At 69.6% G+C, this 22,816-nt stretch carries 15 protein-coding genes and 1 pseudogene; 13 read left to right on the forward strand and 3 right to left on the reverse strand.

Annotation, left to right across the window (positions count from 1 at the left end; all coding sequences use genetic code 11):
* Nucleotides 1-8: 8 nt before the first annotated feature.
* The 3 genes from MAY35_RS03700 (at nucleotide 9) to MAY35_RS03710 (ending at nucleotide 4,934) form a co-directional block, all read left to right on the forward strand.
* Nucleotides 9-1,745 (forward strand): ABC transporter substrate-binding protein, encoded by a 1,737-nt coding sequence (locus MAY35_RS03700; protein WP_238419311.1) that lies wholly within the window; start codon nucleotides 9-11, stop codon nucleotides 1,743-1,745.
* Nucleotides 1,746-1,760: 15 nt separating this feature from the next.
* Nucleotides 1,761-2,333: an adenine phosphoribosyltransferase gene (locus MAY35_RS03705; RefSeq protein ID WP_238419313.1), complete on the forward strand. Its 573-nt coding sequence runs from the start codon at nucleotides 1,761-1,763 to the stop codon at nucleotides 2,331-2,333.
* Between the two features lie 138 nt (nucleotides 2,334-2,471).
* Entirely contained in the window at nucleotides 2,472-4,934 is a 2,463-nt protein-coding gene (locus MAY35_RS03710) for a bifunctional (p)ppGpp synthetase/guanosine-3',5'-bis(diphosphate) 3'-pyrophosphohydrolase (RefSeq protein ID WP_238419314.1), read from the forward strand.
* Nucleotides 4,935-5,055: 121 nt separating this feature from the next.
* On the opposite strand, the gene MAY35_RS03715 is transcribed toward MAY35_RS03710, so the two are convergent.
* The gene (locus MAY35_RS03715) at nucleotides 5,056-5,976 is read right to left on the reverse strand and encodes a peptidylprolyl isomerase (protein WP_238419316.1); all 921 of its coding nucleotides are present in this window, start codon (nucleotides 5,974-5,976) and stop codon (nucleotides 5,056-5,058) included.
* A gap of 257 nt (nucleotides 5,977-6,233) precedes the next feature.
* On the opposite strand from MAY35_RS03715, the gene MAY35_RS03720 reads away from it, so the two are divergent.
* Both MAY35_RS03720 and hisS read left to right on the forward strand, forming a co-directional pair.
* Nucleotides 6,234-6,974, forward strand: coding sequence for an MBL fold metallo-hydrolase (locus MAY35_RS03720; protein ID WP_238419317.1), 741 nt, complete (start codon nucleotides 6,234-6,236; stop codon nucleotides 6,972-6,974).
* Nucleotides 6,971-8,236, forward strand: a complete 1,266-nt coding sequence (gene hisS, locus MAY35_RS03725) for a histidine--tRNA ligase (RefSeq protein ID WP_238419320.1) — start codon at nucleotides 6,971-6,973, stop codon at nucleotides 8,234-8,236. The genes MAY35_RS03720 and hisS overlap by 4 nt, the downstream gene beginning before the upstream one ends.
* A 4-nt stretch (nucleotides 8,237-8,240) precedes the next feature.
* Here hisS and MAY35_RS03730 read toward each other — a convergent pair whose 3' ends face one another.
* Together MAY35_RS03730 and MAY35_RS03735 are read right to left on the reverse strand one after the other, a co-directional pair.
* Nucleotides 8,241-9,902: a DUF885 domain-containing protein gene (locus MAY35_RS03730; RefSeq protein ID WP_238419322.1), complete on the reverse strand. Its 1,662-nt coding sequence runs from the start codon at nucleotides 9,900-9,902 to the stop codon at nucleotides 8,241-8,243.
* 10 nt (nucleotides 9,903-9,912) lie between these two features.
* Nucleotides 9,913-10,773 carry a neutral zinc metallopeptidase gene (locus tag MAY35_RS03735; protein WP_238419409.1) on the reverse strand — a complete coding sequence of 287 codons (861 nt, stop codon included), beginning with the start codon at nucleotides 10,771-10,773 and terminating at the stop codon, nucleotides 9,913-9,915.
* A gap of 131 nt (nucleotides 10,774-10,904) precedes the next feature.
* Between MAY35_RS03735 and aspS the strand changes: the two genes are divergently transcribed.
* The 8 genes and pseudogenes from aspS to MAY35_RS03775 all read left to right on the forward strand — a co-directional run.
* On the forward strand, nucleotides 10,905-12,719 hold the full coding sequence (gene aspS / locus MAY35_RS03740) for an aspartate--tRNA ligase (protein WP_238419325.1): 1,815 nt from the start codon (nucleotides 10,905-10,907) through the stop codon (nucleotides 12,717-12,719).
* A gap of 64 nt (nucleotides 12,720-12,783) precedes the next feature.
* Nucleotides 12,784-15,540, forward strand: coding sequence for a circularly permuted type 2 ATP-grasp protein (locus tag MAY35_RS03745; RefSeq protein ID WP_238419326.1), 2,757 nt, complete (start codon nucleotides 12,784-12,786; stop codon nucleotides 15,538-15,540).
* The gene (locus MAY35_RS03750) at nucleotides 15,537-16,457 is read left to right on the forward strand and encodes a transglutaminase family protein (RefSeq protein ID WP_238419327.1); all 921 of its coding nucleotides are present in this window, start codon (nucleotides 15,537-15,539) and stop codon (nucleotides 16,455-16,457) included. The genes MAY35_RS03745 and MAY35_RS03750 overlap by 4 nt, the downstream gene beginning before the upstream one ends.
* 147 nt (nucleotides 16,458-16,604) lie before the next feature.
* Nucleotides 16,605-17,837 carry a hypothetical protein gene (locus MAY35_RS03755; protein ID WP_238419328.1) on the forward strand — a complete coding sequence of 411 codons (1,233 nt, stop codon included), beginning with the start codon at nucleotides 16,605-16,607 and terminating at the stop codon, nucleotides 17,835-17,837.
* A gap of 7 nt (nucleotides 17,838-17,844) precedes the next feature.
* The gene (locus tag MAY35_RS03760) at nucleotides 17,845-19,224 is read left to right on the forward strand and encodes a replication-associated recombination protein A (RefSeq protein WP_238419329.1); all 1,380 of its coding nucleotides are present in this window, start codon (nucleotides 17,845-17,847) and stop codon (nucleotides 19,222-19,224) included.
* A 108-nt stretch (nucleotides 19,225-19,332) separates the two neighbouring features.
* Entirely contained in the window at nucleotides 19,333-22,014 is a 2,682-nt protein-coding gene (gene alaS / locus MAY35_RS03765) for an alanine--tRNA ligase (RefSeq protein WP_238419330.1), read from the forward strand.
* Nucleotides 22,014-22,475 carry a Holliday junction resolvase RuvX gene (gene ruvX / locus MAY35_RS03770; RefSeq protein WP_238419332.1) on the forward strand — a complete coding sequence of 154 codons (462 nt, stop codon included), beginning with the start codon at nucleotides 22,014-22,016 and terminating at the stop codon, nucleotides 22,473-22,475. The genes alaS and ruvX overlap by 1 nt, the downstream gene beginning before the upstream one ends.
* A 40-nt stretch (nucleotides 22,476-22,515) precedes the next feature.
* Nucleotides 22,516-22,816 (forward strand): annotated as a pseudogene (locus tag MAY35_RS03775) (ABC transporter substrate-binding protein); the annotation flags it as partial.

A 22,816-nucleotide genomic window follows, 5' to 3' on the forward strand; every position in this document is an offset into this window, starting at 1 on the left:
TCTGGGTCGTGATCGTCCGGCACGAGGCGCCCATCAGGATCCTGAGCCTGCTCGTCGGGCTCGTGGTGGCTGCCGGCCTACTGACCGCCTGCGGAGACGACGGCCCGCCGACCATCGACTACGTCGTCGACGCGCGGATCTCGACGTACAACGCGAACACGGTGAGCGGCAACGCCGACGGTGCACTCATGGCCACCACCAGGCTGCTGCCCGGATTCAGTCTGTTGGGCCCGGCGGGCCAGGTCATCCCCGACCGGGACGTCGGTACCGTCACCGAGGTCCCGGGCCGGGTTCTCACCCTCCGGTACGACTTCTCGCCGCAGGCCGTCTTCTCCGACGGGGTCGCGCTCGACTGTGACGACCTGCTGCTCGCCTGGGCGGCGATGAGCGGCCGGTTGCCCGGATTCACCCCTGTGACCACCGCGGGCTACCGGGACATCGACCGGGTCGACTGCGCCGCCGGAGACAAGAGCGCGACCGTGACGTTCGCACCCGGCCGCGACTACCGCGACTGGCTCGGACTCTTCGGGGCCGGGACGATGCTGCCCGCGCACGTCGTGGCCCGCGACGCCGGCGTCCCCGATGTCGTCGGTCCGATCCGCGGCGCCGATCGTCCGGCACTCACCCGGATCGCCCAGGCATGGAACACCGGATTCGACCTGGCGTTCGGACCCGTCGACCACGCGGACTTCCCGGCGTCGGGGCCCTACCGGATCGACCGCTACTCGAGGTCGGGCGGACTGGTCCTCGTTCCCAACGACAAGTGGTGGGGTGATCGGCCCGAGACCTCACGTGTCGTCATCTGGGGCCGCGGGACGGACGCCACGCGGAGACTGCCCGACGGCAAGTTCGACGTCGTGGATGTGACCACGGGCATCATCGACGGCGACGTCGCCGGATCACCGGGCGCGAGCGGGACGGCCTCGCCCGCGCGGGCGCTGGGCGTCGAGGAACTCGTCCTCGCCGGCCGTGGCGTCTTCGGCGACCTCCGGATGCGTCAGGCCTTCGCGTCGTGTGTGCCGCGAGCCGACCTCGCACGCGACTTCGGGGGCGGTGCGCCGGTGTGGAACCTGCGCGTGCAGTCTCCGGCCGACAACCTGGCGGGGCAGATGAACGGCGAGTTCGGCCAGAACTACCAGCAACCCGACGTCGAGCGGGCGCGCGGACTCGTCCGCGCCGCCACCGGCCAGGGTGCCGCGGACCAGGATCCCGGCGTCGACGGGACGTCGGCGACCGGCGCGACACTGCAGCCCCGCACGGTCCGGATCGGCTACCTCGCACCCACGCCGCGTTGGCAGCGGATGACCGCTGCGATCGCCGCGTCGTGCCGGGCCGCCGGCTTCGTCGTCGTCGACGCCTCCGCGCCGGATCTGCGGCCCGGTGCGCTCGGCAAGGAGGTCGATGCGTTGATCGTCGCCGGGGGAGCGTCCTTCGCGGCTGCCGGCGCCGCCGACCCCAGCAGGGACGCCTACGCGCTGCGCGGCGGCGACCCCCTCAACCTGTCGGGGACCCGGGAGCCGCAGGTGAGCCGGGGAGTGGACCAGTTCGCGGTGACGGTCTCGGCACCGGACCGCCTGCGGCTGACCCGGTCGATCGAGAACGCCACGTGGTCGACGATGCCGTCGATACCCCTCTTCGCGGCGCCCCGGACACGGCAGTGGAAGGATCGGGTGGGCAATGTGGCCGCCGGTCTCGGCCGGAACGGCACCGGATGGAACATGGATCGCTGGATGATCCGCGGATGAGCAGGCGGGAGTGAGTTGATGGGCGTCGTGCCCGAACGAACGGCGGACGCGGTGGCGCGCGCACAGGCGGCGATCGCCCAGCACACCCGGCTCGTCGACGATTTCCCGAGTCCAGGAATCGCTTTCAAGGATCTGACGCCGGTACTGGCCGACCCCGACGGACTGTCGTCGATCGTCACCGCACTCACCCACGGGTGCAGGGACATCGATCTGGTGGCGGGTATCGACGCCCGCGGTTTCCTGCTCGGCGGAGCGGTCGCGCGCGAGTTGGAGGTCGGCGTCCTCGCAGTGCGCAAGGGCGGCAAGCTCCCGCCGCCGGTGCACGCGATCTCCTACAGTCTCGAATACGGCACGGCGACGCTGGAGATCCCCGCCGACGGGCTGGACCTGACCGACCGACGCGTGCTGCTCGTCGACGATGTCCTGGCGACGGGCGGCACCGCCGTCGCCGCCGCGGATCTCCTGCAGCGGGCCGGCGCGAAGGTCGTCGGCGTCGCCGTGATCATGGAACTCGGCGGTCTCGGCGGGCGGGACACCATCGAGCGCGGACTCGGAGACGTCCCCGTGCACGCGGTGACCCTGGACTGAGCACACTCCGCCGACGGCCTGCACCGACAGCGCCGACCCGACGATGCTCGGCGCACCGTCGTCCGACCCCGGACTAGACTCGCGTGGACCGGCTCGGTTGAGCGCGGTGTGAGCACCATGGCGCGAGGAGGCCCGGTCATGCCCGATGAATCCGACACGGATCAGCGGGGCCTGACCCCGGTGGGGTCGCCCGCGAACGGTGATGCCGGATCCGCCGCGTCCGGCGGTCCGGTCCAGACGTCGAACAGCCAGACCCCGACTTCCCAGGCGCCCGCCTCGCAGGCACCGGCCACGCAGGCACCGGCCACCCAGCCGATGATGGCCCCGGGTTCGCCGTCGACCTCGACCTCGGCGTCCCGACGGGTGCGTGCGCGTCTCGCCCGCCGGATGACGGCCACCCGCAGCCAGGTGCGTCCGGTCCTCGAACCGCTCGCCACGCTGCACCGCGAGATCTACCCGAAGGCCGACGTCGCGCTGCTGCAGCGGGCCTACGACGTCGCCGACGAACGGCACAGCGGGCAGAAGCGCAAGTCCGGCGATCCCTACATCACCCATCCGCTGGCGGTGGCCACCATCCTCGCCGACCTCGGCATGGACACCACGACACTGATCGCTGCCCTCCTGCACGACACGGTCGAGGACACGGGCTACTCCCTGCAAGCCCTCGAGAACGACTTCGGGTCCGAGGTGGCGCACCTCGTCGACGGCGTCACCAAGCTCGACAAGGTGGCCCTCGGCAGCGCCGCGGAGGCCGAGACCATCCGCAAGATGATCATCGCGATGGCCCGCGACCCGCGGGTGCTGGTCATCAAGGTGGCCGACCGCCTCCACAACATGCGGACGATGCGCTTCCTGCCGCCGGAGAAGCAGGCGCGTAAAGCCCGGGAGACGCTGGAAGTCATTGCGCCGCTTGCGCATCGACTCGGTATGGCGACGGTGAAGTGGGAGCTCGAGGACCTGTCGTTCGCGATCCTGCACCCCAAGCGATACGAGGAGATCGTGCGGCTCGTCGCCGACCGTGCGCCCTCCCGCGACACCTACCTCGCCCGCGTCCGCGCCGACATCAACAACGCGCTGGCCGGGGCGCGGATCACCGCGACCGTCGAGGGTCGTCCCAAGCACTACTGGTCGATCTATCAGAAGATGATCGTGAAGGGCCGCGACTTCGACGACATCCACGATCTCGTCGGTATGCGCATCCTGTGCGAGGAGGATCGCGACTGCTATGCCGCGGTCGGCGTGGTGCATTCCCTGTGGCAGCCGATGGCCGGCCGGTTCAAGGACTACATCGCCCAGCCCCGCTTCGGTGTCTACATGTCGTTGCACACCACCGTGATCGGACCCGAGGGCAAACCGCTCGAGGTGCAGATCCGTACCCACGAGATGCACCGGACCGCCGAGTTCGGCATCGCCGCGCACTGGCGGTACAAGGAGAACGGTTACCGCCGGTCGGGTAAGAAGTCCGACACCGCCGAGATCGACGACATGGCGTGGATGCGGCAGTTGCTCGACTGGCAGCGTGAGGCGGCCGACCCCGGGGAGTTCCTGGAGTCGCTGCGCTACGACCTCGCGGTCCGCGAGATCTTCGTGTTCACCCCCAAGGGGGACGTGGTGACCCTGCCCGCCGGGTCGACGCCGGTGGACTTCGCCTATGCCGTGCACACCGAGGTCGGGCACCGCTGTATCGGCGCCCGTGTCAACGGCCGGCTCGTGGCGCTCGAACGCAAACTCGAGAACGGCGAAGTGGTGGAGGTGTTCACCTCCAAGGCTCCGACCGCCGGGCCGTCGAAGGACTGGCAGACGTTCGTGGTGTCCCCGCGGGCCAAGGCGAAGATCCGGCAGTGGTTCGCCAAGGAGCGCCGTGAGGAGGCCCTGGAGGCGGGCAAGGACGCGATCGCGAAGGAGGTCCGCCGTGGCGGGCTCCCGCTGCAGCGACTGCTGAGTGCGGAGTCGATGTCGGCGATCGCCCGCGAACTGCGCTATACCGACGTCTCCGCGCTGTACACCGCGGTCGGCGAGAACCACGTCTCGGCACGGCATGTCGTCAACCGCCTGGTCGCCGCCCTGGGCGGGATCGAGGATGCCGAGGAGGCGATCGCTGAACGGTCCACACCGTCGACGATGCCGACCCGGGCCCGGCAGGGCGGCGACGCGGGCGTGGTGGTCGACGGGATCGACAATGTCGTCATCAAACTCGCCAAGTGCTGCACACCGGTGCCCGGCGACGAGATCATGGGCTTCGTGACCCGCGGTGGCGGGATCAGCGTCCACCGGACCGACTGCACGAATGCGGAATCGCTTCGGCAGCAGGAAGAACGAATCCTCGACGTGTCCTGGGCGCCGTCACCGGAGTCGGTGTTCCTGGTCGCGATCCAGGTCGAGGCACTCGACCGCCACCGCCTGCTCTCCGACGTGACCAAGGTGCTCGCCGACGAGCGGGTCAACATCCTGTCCGCGTCGGTGGCGACGAGCCGCGACCGGGTGGCCATCAGCAAATTCACCTTCGAGATGGGCGACCCGAAGCATCTCGGACACGTGCTGAACGTTGTCCGCAACGTCGAGGGCGTCTATGACGTCTATCGGGTGACCTCCGCAGCCTGACCGCCCTGGTCCCTGAGGTGTGAGGAGCGATGGCGACGAGCCACGAAGGGCGTGCCGCGGCACCTCACGATGCCCTTCGTGGCTCGCTTCGCTCGCACCTCAGGGAGCGGAGGTGGGTCGACTAGTCGATGGTGGCGGTCTGGATGGTCACCGGCAGCTTGGGTTCGCCGTCGCCGGGCTGGCTGCCGACCGGGCCGGGGTTGATGCCGCCCGCGTAGATCTTGTCGAGGACCGCCAGTCCCGGTTCGTCGACCTTGCCGACGATCGAGTAGTCGGGACCGAGTTCACTGTCGTTGATGACGATGAACAGCTGGCTGGAGCCGGTGTTGGGGTTCTGCCCGCCCTGGCTGCTGTTGGCGATCGCGATGGTGCCGCGAGGGTAGATCACGGGCTGTGATCCCGACATCGGGTCGGGCTGGCCGACCTTCTTCAGGTCGGTCGGCGGCTCGTCGGGACTGGTCCACCCCGGTCCGCTCATGCCGGTTCCGGTCGGGTCGCCGCACTGCAGGATCTTCAGCTTGTCGCTGGTGGTCATGCGATGGCAGGTCGAGTCGTCGTAGAACTTGTTCTCGATGAGCGAGGTCACCGCAGCGGTGTTGCACGGAGCGCCGTCGCGTTCGAGGGTGATGGGCAGGACGCCCTGCGACGTGGTGAAGGTGACCTGCTCGGTGCCCGATTTCAGGACGCGGTCGTCGGGTTTGGGTGAGGTCCGCTCGTTCTTGGCCGCGGCCTTCAACTCGTCGAGTTCGGCCTGGTACTGCGCCCGCTGATCGGCGGGCACGTTGTCGGGCACCTGGGCGGGGAGCTGATCGAATCGACTCGGCGAGTCCTCGAAGGCGCAGGTCGTCCACCGAGCCGCCTCGCGGTCGTCCATGATCTTCTTCACCACGACGGCCGTGACGCCCGCGACGACGGCCACCACGACGGCCGTGGAGATGGACGCGATCATGATCTTCCGCTTGCGCCGGGCGAGGCGCTCGCTCTCGAGGCGTTCTTCGAGCTTCCGCTTGGCCGCCTCGCGGCGCTCCTCATTGGTGGACACGCGGGTGGATCCTCCTGAATCCGGCACCTCAGTGCCGACGATTGCGCGGCACGAGGTGCCGACGAATGCGCGGACGTCACTACTCGGTAGGCAAGTGTGCCAGTTGTACCTGAGAAGCTGATGCGGCGGGTGGTGAGCGAGGACACCACCAGCGGCGGGAGTCGGTCGGAAACGCACCGATGTCGGGTGCGCGGGCCTCCTGCGCAACAATGGACCCCGACATCTGGCGTCACCAACCGAGCCGACCGAGGAGCACCATGCTGATCACCGGATTCCCCGCCGGGATGTTTCAGACGAACTGCTACGTCGTCGCGACCGGTCCTGCATCGGAAGCGGTGATCATCGACCCGGGTCAGGATGCGGCGCCCCAGGTCCGGGAACTGCTGGCCGAGCACGAGTTGACCCCGGTGGCGGTGCTGCTCACCCACGGACATCTCGATCACACGTGGAACGCGACCGAGTTGTGCGACGAGTACTCGATCCCGGCCTACATCCACCCCGCCGACCGGCCGATGCTCGCCGAGCCCGGTCTCGGCATCGGCCGGGCTCTCGGCGCCATGATCGGCGACGAGGAGTTCGCCGAGCCGGAGAAGGTGATCGAGTTCGTCGACGGTGAGGCGGTCGACCTGGCCGGCATCTCCTTCTCGGTCGATCTGGCGCCGGGCCACACCCAGGGTTCGGTGGTCCTGGGCGTGGAGGTCGACGTCCCGCCGGAGACGCGCGAGGCCGCCGGTGCCGACACGCCCGAGGTCGTGCCGGTCTGCTTCTCCGGTGACGTGTTGTTCGCCGGCTCGATCGGACGAACCGACCTGCCGGGCGGCGATCATCAGCAGCTCCTCGATTCGATCGCTGCGAAGCTGCTTCCGCTGCCCGCGGAGACCGTCGTCCTGCCCGGACACGGCCCCCAGACGACCATCGGCCAGGAGAGGGCGAGCAATCCGTTCCTGACCGGCCTCGACATCCAGAGCACACGACCGAAGGGACGACACGGACTGTGAGCGGAGCATTTCAGGCCCCCCGGGGCATCCCCGACTACCTCCCGCCCGCCTCGGCGGACTTCCGGCGGGTCCGGGACACGCTCACCGAGGCCGCGCGCCGCGCCGGGTACGGCCACATCGAACTGCCCGTCTTCGAGGACACTGCGCTGTTCGCACGCGGGGTCGGTGAGTCGACCGATGTGGTGAGCAAAGAGATGTACACCTTCGCCGACCGCGGTGACCGTTCGGTGACGCTGCGGCCGGAAGGCACGGCGGGCGTCGTCCGTGCCGTCATCCAGCACGGTCTCGACCGTGGCCAGCTGCCCGTCAAGGTCTGCTACGCCGGACCGTTCTTCCGGTACGAGAAGCCGCAGACCGGCCGGTACCGCCAGCTGCAGCAGGTGGGCGTGGAGGCCATCGGCGTCGACGACCCGGCGCTCGACGCGGAGGTCATCGCGATCGCGGACGAGGGTTATCGACGTCTCGGGCTGTCCGGGTTCCGCCTCGAGATCACCTCGCTCGGCGACGACGAGTCCCGGCCGCGCTATCGGGAAGCGTTGCAGGAGTTCCTGTTCGGCCTCGACCTCGACGAGGCGACGCGCGCCCGCGCGGAGATCAACCCGCTGCGGGTGCTCGATGACAAGCGTCCCGAGGTCAAAGCGGCCACCGCGGGGGCGCCGCTGCTCATCGACTACCTGTCCGAGGACGCCAAGGCCCACTTCGACCTCGTCCTCGCGCACCTGGACCGTCTCGGCGTCGCCTATGAGATCAATCCGCGTCTGGTCCGCGGTCTGGACTACTACACCAAGACGACCTTCGAGTTCGTGCACGACGGCCTGGGTGCCCAGTCGGGCATCGGCGGCGGCGGACGCTACGACGGTCTGATGCGGCAGCTCGGTGCCAAGCAGGATCTCTCCGGCATCGGATTCGGGATCGGTGTCGACCGCACCATGCTCGCCCTCGAGGCCGAGGGCGTCGCGGGGACCGAGGCGGCTCGCTGCCAGGTCTTCGGGGTTCCGCTCGGCGCGGCGGCGAAGGCCGAACTCGTCGGTGTCGCGGGCGCACTGCGCGCCGCCGGGATCAGCGTCGACCTCGCCTACGGCGATCGCGGGCTCAAGGGTGCGATGAAGGCCGCCGACCGTTCGGGTGCCCGGCTGGCGTTGGTCCTGGGGGAGAACGAACTCGCCGAACGGCGGATCGAGGTCAAGGATCTCGGCAACGGCGAACAGCGTCAGGTGGCACTCGACGACGTCGTGTCCCAGGTCTCGCAGCTCCTGCGCTGACGCGTCAGCGAACCACCTCGTCGGCCAGCACATCGAGGGATACGCCGCCCAATGCCAGTGCGCGCGAGTGGAAGTCCTTGAGCGTCCACTCCGGATGCGCGCGCAGGGCCGCGGTGCGGGTCTGCTCCCAGACCCGCTGACCCAGCGCGTAGGACGGCGCCTGCCCCGGCCAGCCGAGATAACGGTCGAGTTCAAAGCGCAGGACCGCATGGTCCATCGCCACCGACGAGGTCAGGAACTCCCAGGCCTTGTCCGCATCCCAGATGCCCCCGCCGAGCGACTCCGGCGCGGGCAGTCTGCAGTGCACCCCGATGTCGACGACCACGCGCGCCGCCCGGAGCCGTTGCGAGTCGAGCATTCCCATGCGGTCACCGGGATCCTCGAGCCAGCCGAGCTCGTCCATGAGGCGTTCGGCATAAAGCGCCCACCCCTCGCCATGGCCGGAGGTGAAGGAGGCGAGTTTGCGCCACGAGTTCAGGTCGGGATCGACGATGGCGGAGCCGAGCTGGAGGTGATGGCCCGGCACTCCCTCGTGGTAGACGGTCGTCTTCTCCTGCCAGGTGTGGAAGACGGTCTGGTCCTGCGGCACCGACCACCACATGCGCCCCGGGCGCGACAGGTCTTCCGTCGGCTGCGTGTAGTAGATGATCCCGGTCGACGACGGGGCCAGGCGACATTCGAGCCGAGAAAGCCGCGCCGGGATGTCGAAGTGGGTGCCGCCCAGTCCGTCGACCGCGGCGTCGGAGGTCTCCTGCATCCAGTCGACGAACCTGTGCCGGTCGTGGATCTGGTACTGCGGTTGCCGATCGAGCCAGGCGAGCGTGTCGGCGACTCCTCGTCCGGGGAGCAGTCCTTCGGCGATCTCGTGCTGCTCGGCGACGATCTGTTCGAGTCGGGTGATCGCCCACGCGTACGCGTCGTCGGGGTCGGCGTCCGCGCCGAGGTAGGCGGGCAGGTGGAGAAGATAGCGCTCCCGGCCGACGGCGTCGTCGTCGAGTGCGCTGCCCACGACGCCCGTGCGGAGATAGTTCGCGAACGTCCCGAAAGCGGTGCGCGCGGCGTCGAGTGCGGTGCCCAAGGTGCCGGCCAGTGCCGGATCGGTCGCGATCGTCGCCGTGTTCGCCGCGATGGCCTCGGCCGCGGACTCGGACTGACGTGCCACGGCCTCGACCTGCCGACGTGCGAGCGACGGCCCGTGACGAAGCCGGTGTGCGAGCCCGTCGACGACGCCGGTGAGGGCGCCGGGTACGGCGGTCAGACGTGCGACGAAGACCTCGCGCTGCTCCCGGGTCTCGGTCGGCATCAGGTCGAAGATGTCGCGGATGGCCTGCAGCGGTGAGGCGATGACGTTGCAGTCGCCGATCTGCTCGCCTGCATCGGCGAGCGCGAGTTCGCGCCGGAGCGACGCGCTCATCGTGGCGACCGTGACCCGGTCGACGGCATCGGTGATCTCAGCGTCGGCGAGCGCGGTCAGCGTTGCCGCGGCGACCTCGGCACGTTCCGAACAGGCCTGCGCGGAGAAGTCGGTCAGCCGGTCGTCGTGCTCACCGTGACCGATCTCGGTCGCGAAGAGCGGGTCGAGTGCGCACAACCGGTCGAGGTGTGCGTTCGCGATGGCATCGACCGCGGTGGGCGGACGAGACGAGGCCTGGTCGACGGCGGTCACCGGTCGGCGTTCACAGGTCGTCGGTGGCGAACGTGTCGCATCGGTCGGGGTCGCCGGACTGGTAACCGACCGTGAACCAGCGGGTGCGCTGGGCGGCCGAACCGTGCGTCCAGCCCTCCGGGTTGGAGCCGGGCCCCTGGATCGTGTCGTCGCCGATCGCCTTGGCGGTTTGGATCACGGTCGCGATCTGCTCGTCGGAGATCGGCGCGAGCAGGGCGTCGGGGCCGTCGTCGGCGTGGTGAGCCCACACCCCGGCGAGACAGTCGGCCTGCAACTCCACCCGGACCGACCCCGAACGAGGCCCCTGCGAACCCATCCGCTGGCCTTTCGCGAGAGCGCCCGTCAGGTTCTGGACATGGTGGCCGTATTCGTGGGCCACGACGTACTCCTGGGCGAGCGGCCCGTCACTGCCACCCATCCGGCGCAGCTGCGTGAAGAACGACGGGTCGAAGTAGGCGGTGGAGTCGGCGGGGCAGTAGAAGGGACCGGTCGCCGAACTCGCGGCGCCGCAACCGGTGCGGACGGCGTCGGCGAAGATCACCGTCTGGGGCGGCTGGTAATCCGGCCAGAGATCCGACCACACCGTGTCGACGCTGACCGTGGTCGCCTTGATCCGGCAGATCGTGTTCTCGTTCGCCATCTCGTACGTGCACGAGTCGAGCTGCTGCTGGATCTGCGCGGCGTCCGAGGACGTGCCCTGCTGGGGGCCCTCGGTGCCGAGGATCTCGCCGGGATTCACACCGAAGAGCAGCGCGACGATCGTCAGGATCAGTCCCGCACCGCCGCCGAGTGCGATCCGACCGCCCCCGCCACCGCCCCCACCTCCGGAAACGCTGCCGGTGTCGATCGATCCGCTGCCCTGGAAGGTCACGCGACCCATTCTGGCACGGTCGTCGGGCCCGGCGGGGGCAGGCGATTGACGTCCACGCGTGCCGATGCGGCACCATGGACACCTGGCCTGCGTTCCCGTCGGGCCGATTCGATCGTTGGGAAGGACTCTCAGTGCTCCGCACGCATTCCGCAGGTTCGCTGCGTCGCGCCGACGCGTCGCAGACCGTCACCGTCGCCGGGTGGGTCGCACGCCGGCGTGACCACGGTGGCGTCGTCTTCATCGACCTGCGTGACTCGACCGGGCTCGTCCAGGTGGTGTTCCGGGACGAGGCGGTCGCCGCGGCCGCGCACCGGCTGCGTGCCGAGTACTGCGTCGCCGTGACCGGCGTCGTCGAGGTGCGACCCGAGGGCAGTGAGAACCCCAACCTCAGCTCCGGCGAGATCGAGATCAACGCCGTCGGACTCGAGGTGCTCAACGAGTCGGCGCCGCTGCCGTTCCAGCTCGACGAGTCGCCGGGCGAGGAGGCGCGCCTGCGTCACCGATACCTCGACCTCCGTCGTGAGGGCCCGAGCGCGGCGCTGCGCCTGCGCTCGAAGGCGAACGCGGCCGCGCGCGGAGTGCTCGCCGCACGCGATTTCACCGAGATCGAGACCCCCACCCTGACCCGGTCGACGCCGGAGGGGGCTCGGGACTTCCTGGTCCCGGCACGCCTGCAGCCCGGCACCTTCTACGCACTGCCGCAGAGCCCGCAGCTGTTCAAGCAGCTGCTCATGGTCGCGGGTATGGAGCGCTACTACCAGATCGCGCGCTGCTACCGCGACGAGGACTTCCGCGCCGACCGGCAGCCCGAGTTCACCCAGCTCGACATCGAGATGAGCTTCGTCGACCAGGACGACGTGATCGCGGTCGCCGAGGAGATCCTCGTCGCACTGTGGAAGCTGATCGGCGTCGACATCGCGACCCCGATCCCGCGCATGACCTACGCCGACGCGATGCGCCGATTCGGTTCGGACAAGCCGGATCTGCGTTTCGGCATCGAACTCGTGGAGTGTGCCGAGTACTTCGCGAACACCCCGTTCCGCGTCTTCCAGGCTCCGTATGTCGGTGCCGTGGTCATGCCCGGCGGCGCGTCGCAGCCGCGTCGTCAGCTCGACGCCTGGCAGGAATGGGCCAAGCAGCGCGGCGCCAAGGGCCTCGCGTACGTCCTGATCGCCGAAGACGGCACGCTGTCGGGGCCGGTCGCCAAGAACCTGTCCGACGACGAGCGCGCCGGTCTGGCCGCCCACGTCGGTGCGCAGCCCGGCGACTGTGTGTTCTTCGGGGCGGGAGAGGTCAAGTCGACCCGCGCGCTGCTGGGCGCCGCCCGCGGCGAGATCGCGTCGAAGCTAGGCCTCATCAAGGACGGCGACTGGGCGTTCACGTGGGTCGTCGACGCGCCGATGTTCGAGCCCGCCGCCGAGGCGACCGCGTCCGGTGATGTCGCACTGGGGCACTCGGCCTGGACCGCGGTACACCACGCCTTCACCTCGCCGAAGCCGGAGTCGATCGACGCCCTCGAGTCCGATCCCGGTTCGGCCCTGGCCTACGCGTACGACATCGTGTGCAACGGCAACGAGATCGGCGGCGGATCGATCCGTATCCACCGTCGCGACGTGCAGGAGCGCGTCTTCGAGATCATGGGCATCAGCCACGACGAGGCGCAGGAGAAGTTCGGCTTCCTCCTCGACGCCTTCGCCTACGGCGCACCGCCGCACGGCGGCATCGCCTTCGGCTGGGATCGCATCACCGCGCTGCTCGCCGGTGAATCCTCGATCCGCGAGGTGATCGCGTTCCCGAAGTCCGGCGGCGGCGTCGACCCGCTGACCGAGGCACCCGCCGCGATCACCGCGCAGCAGCGCAAGGAGTCGGGCATCGACGCGAAGCCCGCACCGCGGGGCGGCGCCGAGGCGGCCGACGGTCAGAAGGCGCCGACGCCGGGCAGCTGACGCCACTGCGGTGAGGCCGGGTCCCCGAGACGCGGGAACGGTGACCGGCACGTACAGTGCTCCGGTGACCTCTTCGCCGGGCAACGCTTCCGCGGTGTTCGATCGCTACCGCGCAGAGGGGTACACGCTCTTCGATCCGGACCGGATCGTCGACGCCGGGCCCGGTGCCGATCGACCGGTCGAGCATTACGACGAGCTCCTGGATCCCGCCGGCACCGTACGTTCCGCATGGCAGGACCTCGCGCGGGTCTACCAGGTGCGCGGCGACGGCCGCCTGCGGGAATCGGCCGCCCGGCTCGCTGCATCGGTCAGCGACGACGGTGTCGTCTACAACGAGTTCGACGGCCACGACACGGTCACCCGCGACTGGGAGGTCGACGCCGTCCCGCTCGTCGTCGACGGTGTCGAGTGGGCCGACCTCGAGAAGGCGATCACGCAGCGTTCGATGCTGCTCGACCTCCTGCTCCGCGATCTCTACCGCGATCAGAAGACGATCACCTCCGGACTGGTCGCGCCCGAGATGGTGTTCGGGCACCCGGGGTACATCCGCAAGGCAGCGCGCCTCGAGGTCGCCGGGCCCCATGCGCTGTTCCTGCACGCCGTCGACATCTCGCGAACCGCCGACGGCCGCTTCGTCGCCTACCGCGACCGCACGCAGGCGCCCTCGGGCGTCGGCTACGCGATCGTCGGGCGCCGCCTCATGTCGAAGACCTTCCCGCAGCTCTTCCAGGCATGTGCCCCGCGCCCGATGGCGAACTTCTCGGCCACGATGCGGCTGGCCCTGACCGAGTACGCGCCACCCGGGGTCGATGACCCGACGGTGGCGGTGCTCAGCCCCGGCAGCATGTCCGAGACCGCGTTCGACCAGGCATATCTGGCGTCGGTGCTCGGCTTCCCGCTGGTCGAGGGTGCCGACCTCACCGTCCGGGACGGCGCGGTCTACATGCGTTCGCTCGGCCGGTACAAACGAGTCGATGTGCTGCTGCGGCGCGTCGACGCCGCCTACACCGACCCCCTCGACCTGCGTACCGACTCCCGGCTGGGCGTGACCGGTCTGGTCGAGGCGATCTCACGCGGCAACGTGACCGTGCTCAACACCCTCGGCTCGGGTGTGCTGGAGAACCCTGCTCTGCACACGGTGCTCGAACGGCTCGCGCCGGCGCTGCTCGACGACGACCTGCTCCTGGGGTCGGTCCGCACATACTGGGCCGGTGACCCGTTGCAGCGCACCAAGATCCAGGCATCCCTCGGGTCGCTGGTGGTCACCAACACCTGCACGGACGAGGAGTTCATCGGTCCCATGCTCGCCACGGCCGATCGAGCCGACCTCGCCGCTCGCATCGAGGCCCAGACCTGGCAGTGGGTGGCCCGCGAGCTCGAGGCGTTCTCGGTGGCGCCGACCATCACCCCCGGGGGGACGCGGTCGGGTCAGGTGCGGACCGGTCAACCCGGCACGCTGCGGGCGGCGCCGGTGTCGGTGCGCGCGTTCAGTGTCGCGCAGGGGCCCGGATACGCCGTGATGCCCGGCGGGCTGGGTGCGGTTCTGGCCGACGGGGCCGAGGGCGCGGCGCACCACGTGGTGGCCGCCAAGGACGTGTGGGTGACGAGCACCGACGTCGGCGGCCACGTGTCGCGACGCTCCGAGACGCGGGCCGAGCCGGCCGAGGAGGTCGCGGTCATCGCCCCGGGACGGGTCGTGCCGACCGGATACTCCGACGTCGCGGCCGCCGCCAGCCCTCGGGTGCTGGCCGATCTGTTCTGGCTGGGCCGCTACGGCGAGCGCACCGAACTGGTGACCCGGTTGGCGAAGGTGTCGCGCGAGCGCTATCAGGACTTCCAGTACCGGCCGTGGATGGCGGGCACCCGGGCGGTCCCGCTGGTGTTGCACGCGGTCGCGACGGTGACCGGCACCGCGGGTTACCTGCGCACCGCCGATCTGTTGGTGTCCGGCTCCGACCGCCCGCCGTCGCCCGACCAGGTCAACGAGGCGATCGAGAAGATCGCCGACCTCACCGTCGCACGCTCGGTTCCCGGGACCATCGCCTACTCCGTGGAGCGGCTCGTGAGCAGCGCGCGGGCCGTCCGCGACCAGATGTCGACCAGTACGTGGATGGTTCTCGCGCCGGTCGAACGAGCGGTGGCCACCACATCTCGGCTGCTCGCCGAGTCGCGGGCGGAATCGGGTTCCGACCGTCTCGGCGACGCCGCACTCGACCTCGGCCCCGAACTCGCGCGTGCGCACGCCGAGATCCTCCACGGTGTGCTGGCTCTGACCGGACTGCAGGCCGAGTCGATGGTGCACGACGCGAGCTGGATCTTCATGGACCTCGGCCGTCGTATCGAGCGGGCTCTGACGCTGGCCGACCTGACGCGGGCGTTCTTCGTCGACGCCGGTGACACCGACGTCGAACAGGCGTTGATGGAGTCCTTCCTCGTCGCCAACGAGTCATCGGTGATCTATCGGCGCCGCAACCGGGGTCTCTATCGACCGGACGGCGTCGTCGACCTGCTGCTGTTCGATCCCACCAATCCGAGGTCGATGATCTTCTCGCTGGAGAAGATGAACGCCGACCTGTCCGCCGCCCCCGAGACCCTCCGGTCGGCGGGCGCCGAACGTGCGGTGCAGGAGATGATCGCCGAACTCCGCCGCAGCGATCCCGCCGATCTCGTCCGCGTCGACGCCCAGCGGCGTCGCCCCGATCTCGATGAACTCATGGGAACCCTGCATGCCGGACTCCGCGACCTGTCGGACCTGCTGACACGGACACGGTTCGCCACGCCGCAGCAGGCGCGACCGATCTGGGGTGGTGGTCAGTCATGAGTTCACGGCTGTACCGGGTGATGCACCGGACCAGCTACACCTACGACGACGACGTGTCGTCCTCCTACGGTCGGTGCCATCTGACCCCCCGGGACCTCCCGGGCCAGCGGGTGCGATCGACATCGCTGGAGATCGAACCCGAGCCCGACGACCGCTCCACCGGCGTCGACGTCTACGGCAACAACGACAGCTACTTCCACGTGCGCACCGCCCACCGCGCCCTGACGGTCACGGCCCGATCGGTGGTGGAGGTGGATCCCATCGACCAGGGGCTGCTGTCGAGTCCGGCGGCGCGGTGCGCCTGGGAGGCCGCGCGCCCGGGCGCCCTGACCGGACGGGCCGCCGCGCTGGCTGCGGAGTTCGTCCTCGACCTCGATCCGCCGGAGATCACCCCGGCGGTCCGCGACTATGCGGCCGAGGTGTTCGTGCCGGGTCGGCCCTTGATCGAGGCGGCCACCGAGCTGACCACCCGGATCTTCACCGACTTCGCCTATCGTTCCGGCTCGACGGCCATCTCCACCCGGGTCGACACGGTGATGACCCGTCGGGAGGGCGTGTGCCAGGACTTCGCACGTGTCGCGATCGCCTGCCTGCGCTCGGTGGGACTCGCCGCGCGGTACGAATCGGGATACCTGGCCACCGACCCGCCGCCGGGCAAGGAGAAGATCTTCGGCGCCGACGCGAGCCATGCCTGGGCCGCGGTCTGGTTACCCGACGGCAGGTGGCTGGCCTTCGATCCGACCAACGACAAACTGGTCGACGAACGCCACGTCACGGTGGCGTGGGGCCGGGACTACGACGACGTGCCGCCTCTGCGGGGCGTCATCTACACCGACTCGACCCGAAGCCGGATCGACGTCGCGGTGGACGTGAGCCCGGCCGAATCGGCGGCTGGGGAGGGACCGGACGCGGGCTGAACATCCGCGTCGGCCCGCGGGTTCGGCGAAACCGGTGTGCCGCAGCGTGTTCGGATGTCGTTTCGGCACTTTGCCAGCCGCAACGTGGTACAGATGGATGAACAGTGCTGTCGCGACCTCGTGGCAACGGGTAGGTTGGTGGGCGACATGACGGTCATTACGGAAAGCCGCATCACCAGCGTGGTGCGGGCGGCAGAGGCGCTGCTGTCACATCGCGCCGGATCAGCGGTCGTGCTGGACGATCCCGAGGACCTCGGCGGGAGCGGCCGCACGACGGTCGTGCGGGTGAGGGTCGCACAGAACCCTCTCAGCCTCGACCGATCACTGGTCATCAAGGCGCTGCCCGGGCATGAGGATCCGCAGGCCTTTCACCGTGAGATCGCGTCGTACAAATATGCGACCGCGCTCCCGAACGAGTCCCGTCCGGGCCCGCAGCTGATCGCGTCCGACACCGATCAACGCATCATGGTCCTGTCCGACCTCGGCCACGGTCGGTCGATGCTGGAGTTCCTGGCCGGCGTCGATCCCGTCGAGACCTCGCGCGCGGTCAGTGCCTGGGGTCAGGCGCTCGGCCGGATGCACGCGGCCACGGTCGGTGGCGAGGTCGACTTCCTCGCGCTGCTGCGGCGCGGGCCGTCGGGCACCCAGGGACGCGACATCCTCCGCGACGAGGCGCTGCGCGCGATCGACTCGGTCGCCGGACACGCCGCGGTGCTGGGTGTGGACGTTCCCGAGCACGTCATCGGTTCGCTGCGTGCGGCGGCCACCCTGTTCGACGACGGCGACCATCGCGCGTTCAGCCCGTCCGATGTCGGACCGGAGAACATCATCCTCAACGACGACGGCGTCCAGTTCATGGACTACGAATGGGGCGGTTTCCGCGACGCGACCCTCGACATCGCCTACGCGCTGGTCACCCTCACGGCCCAGCTGCCGCCGCGCACCTCGGCGCGCGCCACCGACCTCGAGGTGTCGATGGTCGACGCATGGCGGTCGGAGGTGCACTCGATCTGGCCGGCGCTCGCCCACGAACGCGAGATGCAGCGCAAGGTGCTCCTCGCACGACTGCTGTGGGTGTGGCTGTCCACGGCATGGATGTTGCCGGGCGATGCAGAGACCACCACCGACTCCGGGACCACCACCGACTCCGGGACCACCACCGACTCCGGGACCGTCACCGACCCAGCGGCCGACTCCGACGCCCTCACGTTCTCGGCGGCCGGATTCACCCACGACTGGGCCCTGCACACCAACGACCCGCGCGTGATCGTGAGCCGGTGGACCGACCTCGCGGCTGCCGCCGGGCGCGCCGGAGACGACGAGACCTCGGTGTTCGCGACCTCGATGGGCGTCGCGCTGCAGCGCATCTGGCTGGCCTGACACGCTCGTGGACGGACTGTTCGACCCACCCGACGACCCTCGGGCCGGTACTGCCGGGCCCGGGGCGGGCGGGCTCACCGCACCGCCGCCGGGCGCACCGCTCGCGGTACGCATGCGTCCGCAGACGCTGGACGAGATCGTCGGACAGCAGCACCTGCTGGGCACCGGCTCGCCGCTGCGACGACTGATCAGCGGCTCCGGGGCGGCCTCGGTGCTGTTGTACGGTCCGCCGGGAACCGGCAAGACCACGATGGCCTCACTGATCGCCCGGGCCACGGGCGGGCGGTTCGAGGCGCTGTCGGCATTGTCGGCGGGAGTCAAAGAGGTCCGGGCGGTCATCGACGTCGCCCGCCGACGTCTCATCGGCGACACCACGAACGGCAGTCAGCAGACGGTCCTGTTCATCGACGAGGTCCACCGGTTCTCCAAGACCCAGCAGGACGCGCTTCTCGACGCCGTGGAGAACCGGATCGTGCTGCTGGTCGCGGCCACCACCGAGAATCCGTCGTTCTCGGTCGTCGCGCCGTTGCTGTCCCGGTCGCTGGTCCTCCAGTTGCGGTCGCTCACCGACTCCGACATCCGCGAGGTGCTCATGCGCGCCGTCGCCGACCCCCGCGGACTCGACGGTGCGGTCGAGGTCACCGACGCCGCCTACGACCATCTCGTCGCGGTGTCCGGCGGCGACGCGCGGCGGGCGCTGACCGCACTCGAGGCCAGCGCGGATGCCACCGATCGGATAGATCTGGCCGACGTGGAGACCGCGATCGACCGTGCCGCGGTGCGCTACGACCGCGACGGCGATCAGCACTACGACGTGACCAGTGCATTCATCAAGTCCATCCGCGGGTCCGACGTGGACGCCGCCGTGCACTACCTCGCGCGGATGATCGCGGCGGGGGAGGACCCGCGGTTCATCGCGCGTCGCCTGATGATCCATGCGAGCGAGGACATCGGCATGGCCGATCCGACAGCACTGCAGACGGCCGTGGCGGCCGCCCAGGTCGTCAACCTGGTCGGGATGCCCGAGGCCAAACTCGCGCTGACGCAGGCGACCATCCACCTCGCGACGGCCCCGAAGTCGGCGGGGGTCGTCGCGGCCATCGGCGCCGCACTCGCCGATGTCGAGTCGGGCAAGGCGGGCGCCGTGCCCGCGCACCTGCGTGACAGTCACTATCCGGGGGCCAAGAAGCTCGGCAGCGGCGTCGCCTACCGATATCCGCACGACGATCCCGACGGTGTTGTGCCGCAACAGTATCCGCCGGACGATCTGGTCGGCAGGGACTACTACATCCCGACCGACCACGGGGTGGAACGCGAGATCGGGCCGCGGGTGGCCAAGCTGCGGTCGATCGTGCGCGGGGCGGTGTCGCGCAGACGCTCTCGCTGAGTTCGCGCAGATGAGAGTCCATGCGCCGCTGCGCGGTGCGCCGACGGTAGTCTGAGATGTCGCGACAACCGACGGCCGCTACCACCAACGGCGAGGACGAACACCACAGTGCAGACGCATGACATCCGGAAGCGCTTTCTGGACCACTTCATCAAGGCCGGGCACACCGAGGTGCCCAGTGCCTCGTTGCTGCTCGACGATCCCAACCTGCTCTTCGTCAATGCCGGCATGGTCCCGTTCAAGCCGTTCTTCCTGGGGGAGCAGACCCCGCCCTACTCGCGGGCGACCAGCGTGCAGAAGTGCGTCCGGACCCTGGACATCGACGAGGTGGGCATCACCACCCGGCACAACACCTTCTTCCAGATGGCGGGCAACTTCTCCTTCGGCGACTACTTCAAGCGGGAGGCCATCACCTTCGCCTGGACACTGCTGACCAACAGCGTCGACGACGGCGGTTTCGGTATCGACCCACAGAAGCTCTGGCCGACGGTCTACCTCGACGACGACGAGGCGGAGGCCATCTGGCGGGACGAGATCGGCGTGCCCGCCGAACGCATCCAGCGGCGCGGGATGAAGGACAACTACTGGTCGATGGGCGTGCCCGGGCCGTGTGGTCCGTGCTCGGAGATCTTCTACGACCGAGGCCCCGAGTACGGCGTCGAAGGCGGCCCCGAGGCCGACGAGGACCGTTATATCGAGATCTGGAATCTCGTGTTCATGCAGAACGTCCGCGGCCCCGGCGGCGGCAAGGACAACTACGAGATCCTCGGTCCGTTGCCGAAGCAGAACATCGACACCGGCATGGGTGTCGAGCGCGTGGCCTGCATCCTGCAGGGCGTGGACAACGTCTACGACACCGATCTCTGCAAGCCGATCATCGACCTCGCCGCGCAGCTGTCCGGGCGGGCCTACGGCGCCGGTTCGCACGACGACGACGTCCGGTTCCGCGTCGTCGCCGACCACGCCCGTACGTCGGCCATGCTGATCGGCGACGGCGTGCTGCCCGGCAACGACGGCCGGGGATATGTCCTGCGTCGTCTGCTGCGGCGGGTGGTCCGGTCCATGCGCCTTCTCGGCGCCGGGAGCGCCGACGACAAGCCCACCATGGGCACGATCATCGGCAAGGTCATCGATCTGATGGCGCCGTCGTACCCCGAACTCGAGACACAGCGCAAGCACATCGTCGACGTTGCGGTGGGCGAGGAGGCCTCCTTCTCCAAGACCCTCGCCGCGGGTTCGAAGCTGTTCGCCGACGCCGCGACCGCCACCAAGGACGCGTCGCGCACCACCATCACCGGCTCCGACGCCTTCACCCTGCACGACACGTACGGATTCCCGATCGACCTCACGCTGGAGATGGCGGCCGAGGCGGGTCTCGCCGTCGATCAGGAGGGCTTCACCGCTCTCATGGCCGAGCAGAAGCAGCGTGCGAAGGCCGACGCCACGGCCCGCAAGACCGGGCATGCCGACCTCAGTGTGTACCGCGATTTCCTGGACCGTGGGCCCACCGAGTTCACCGGATTCGACGAACTCGTCTCGGAGGCACGGGTTCTCGGTCTCGTCGCCGACGGTGCGCGACTCCCGGCCGCCTCGGCCGGCCAGGAGCTGACCGTCGTCCTCGACCGCACGCCGCTGTACGCCGAATCCGGCGGTCAGATGGCCGACGTCGGCACCATCACCACCGGCTCGGGCGTCCGCATGTCGGTCACCGACGTGCAGAAGGTCGGGAAGTCGGTGTGGCTGCACAAGGTCCGCATCGACGAGGGCGAGATCGAAGAGGGCGACGAGGTGCTCGCCGCCGTCGACACCGCCTGGCGTCACGGCGCCACCCAGGGTCACTCGGGCACACACATGGTCCATGCCGCGCTGCGCGAGGTGCTCGGCCCCGGCGCCACCCAGGCCGGTTCGCTGAACCGCCCCGGTTACCTGCGCTTCGACTTCAACGCCACGGGCCCGGTCACCGAGGCCCAGCGCCGCGAGATCGAGGAGATCAGCAACGCCGCGGTCGAGGCGAACTACCAGGTCAACACCTTCGAGACCGGCCTGGCCGAGGCCAAGGCGATGGGCGCGATGGCGCTGTTCGGTGAGAACTACGGCGACCTCGTGCGCGTGGTGGAGATCGGCGGGCCGTTCTCGATGGAGTTGTGCGGCGGCACGCACGTCGCGTCGTCGTCGCAGATCGGCCCGATCACCTTGATCGGGGAGTCCTCGGTCGGTTCGGGGGTCCGGCGCGTCGAAGCGTACGTCGGCATGGACTCGTTCCGCTTCCTGTCGAAGGAGCGGGCGCTGCTCGCCGGCCTGGCCTCGTCGCTCAAGGTGCCGTCGGAGGAGGTGCCCGGGCGCGTGGAACAGCTCGTCACCAAGCTCCGCGACGCGGAGAAGGAACTCGAACGGGTGCGCGCCGAGGCTGCCCGCGCCGCGGTCTCAGGTCTCCTCGACACCGCGCGGACGGTCGGAGCCACCCTGGTGGTCGAGGGTCGAGTGCCGGGTCTCGACGCCAATGGCCTGCGCTCGGTGGTGACCGACCTGCGCGGCCGGGTCGCCGACCGACAGGCTGTGATCGCACTGTTCTCGCCGAGCGGCGACGGCCCGGATGCCAAGGTGCCGTTCGTGATCGCGACCACCGCTGCAGCGCGCGATGCCGGGATCAAGGCGGGCGATCTCGTGAAAGAGGTGGCCCCGCTCGTGGGTGGTCGCGGCGGCGGCAAGCCGGATCTCGCCCAGGGCTCGGGCACCGAGCCGGGCGGGATCGACGCCGCGCTCACACGTATCCGCGAGTTCGTCGGCTGATGCCGCAGCCGCAGCCCCTGCCGGACGGGCCCACACGGCCCCGCGGTCGACTCCTCGGCATCGACGTCGGGAGTGTGCGCATCGGGGTCGCCGTCTGCGACCCTGATGGCATCCTGGCCACACCGGTCGAGACCGTGCGTCGAACCCCTTCGGACACAACCGATCTCGATCGGATCGCCGAGCTCGCCGCGGAGTACGAGGTACTCGCGGTGGTCGTGGGGTTGCCGAAGACGCTCAAGAACACCTCTGGGGCGGCAGCAGAGACGGCACGGGAGTTCGGTGACCGGCTCGCGGCCCGCATCGCGCCGGTCGCCGTGGAGTGGCAGGACGAACGTTTCACGACGGTGACGGCGCAACAGGCGCTGCACGCGAGTGGCCGGTCGGTGAAGTCGTCGCGCAGTGTGATCGACCAGGCCGCCGCGGTCGCTATTCTTCAGGGATGGCTCGATGCGCGACGGTGAATCAGGTGATCCCTCAACAGAGTCGGGAGAGGACCCTTCGGTGACCGACGATCGGCGTCGCACTCGACACCGGGACAGCCAGGGGCGCCGGGCCGAGGGCATGGATCCCGAACGCCTGCGTTACTTCACCCAACCGGCGGAGGGATCGCCGCACACCCGGCATCGCCGGCGCCGCGCGGGTCAGCCGCCCGCGGACCCGGCCGGACGCCGGCCCGCGCCATCGGCGATACCTCCGGCCGAGCAGTCTCGGCCGGTGCCGGACGCGTCCCGTCCCCGCGCCGCGCCGGTTCGGATCCCGCCCGGAGAGGCGCCCCCCACGGCTCCGCCCCGCCCTGAAGCAC

Source organism: Gordonia sp. 'Campus', from assembly GCF_022206305.1.
Lineage (GTDB): Bacteria > Actinomycetota > Actinomycetes > Mycobacteriales > Mycobacteriaceae > Gordonia.

Coding starts and splice junctions, on each gene's coding strand:
- MAY35_RS03710 (WP_238419314.1), top strand. CDS start 2,472: ATGCCCGATGAATCCGACACGGATCAGCGGGGCCTGACCCCGGTGGGG.
- MAY35_RS03720 (WP_238419317.1), top strand. CDS start 6,234: ATGCTGATCACCGGATTCCCCGCCGGGATGTTTCAGACGAACTGCTAC.
- MAY35_RS03750 (WP_238419327.1), top strand. CDS start 15,537: ATGAGTTCACGGCTGTACCGGGTGATGCACCGGACCAGCTACACCTAC.
- MAY35_RS03755 (WP_238419328.1), top strand. CDS start 16,605: ATGACGGTCATTACGGAAAGCCGCATCACCAGCGTGGTGCGGGCGGCA.
- ruvX (WP_238419332.1), top strand. CDS start 22,014: ATGCCGCAGCCGCAGCCCCTGCCGGACGGGCCCACACGGCCCCGCGGT.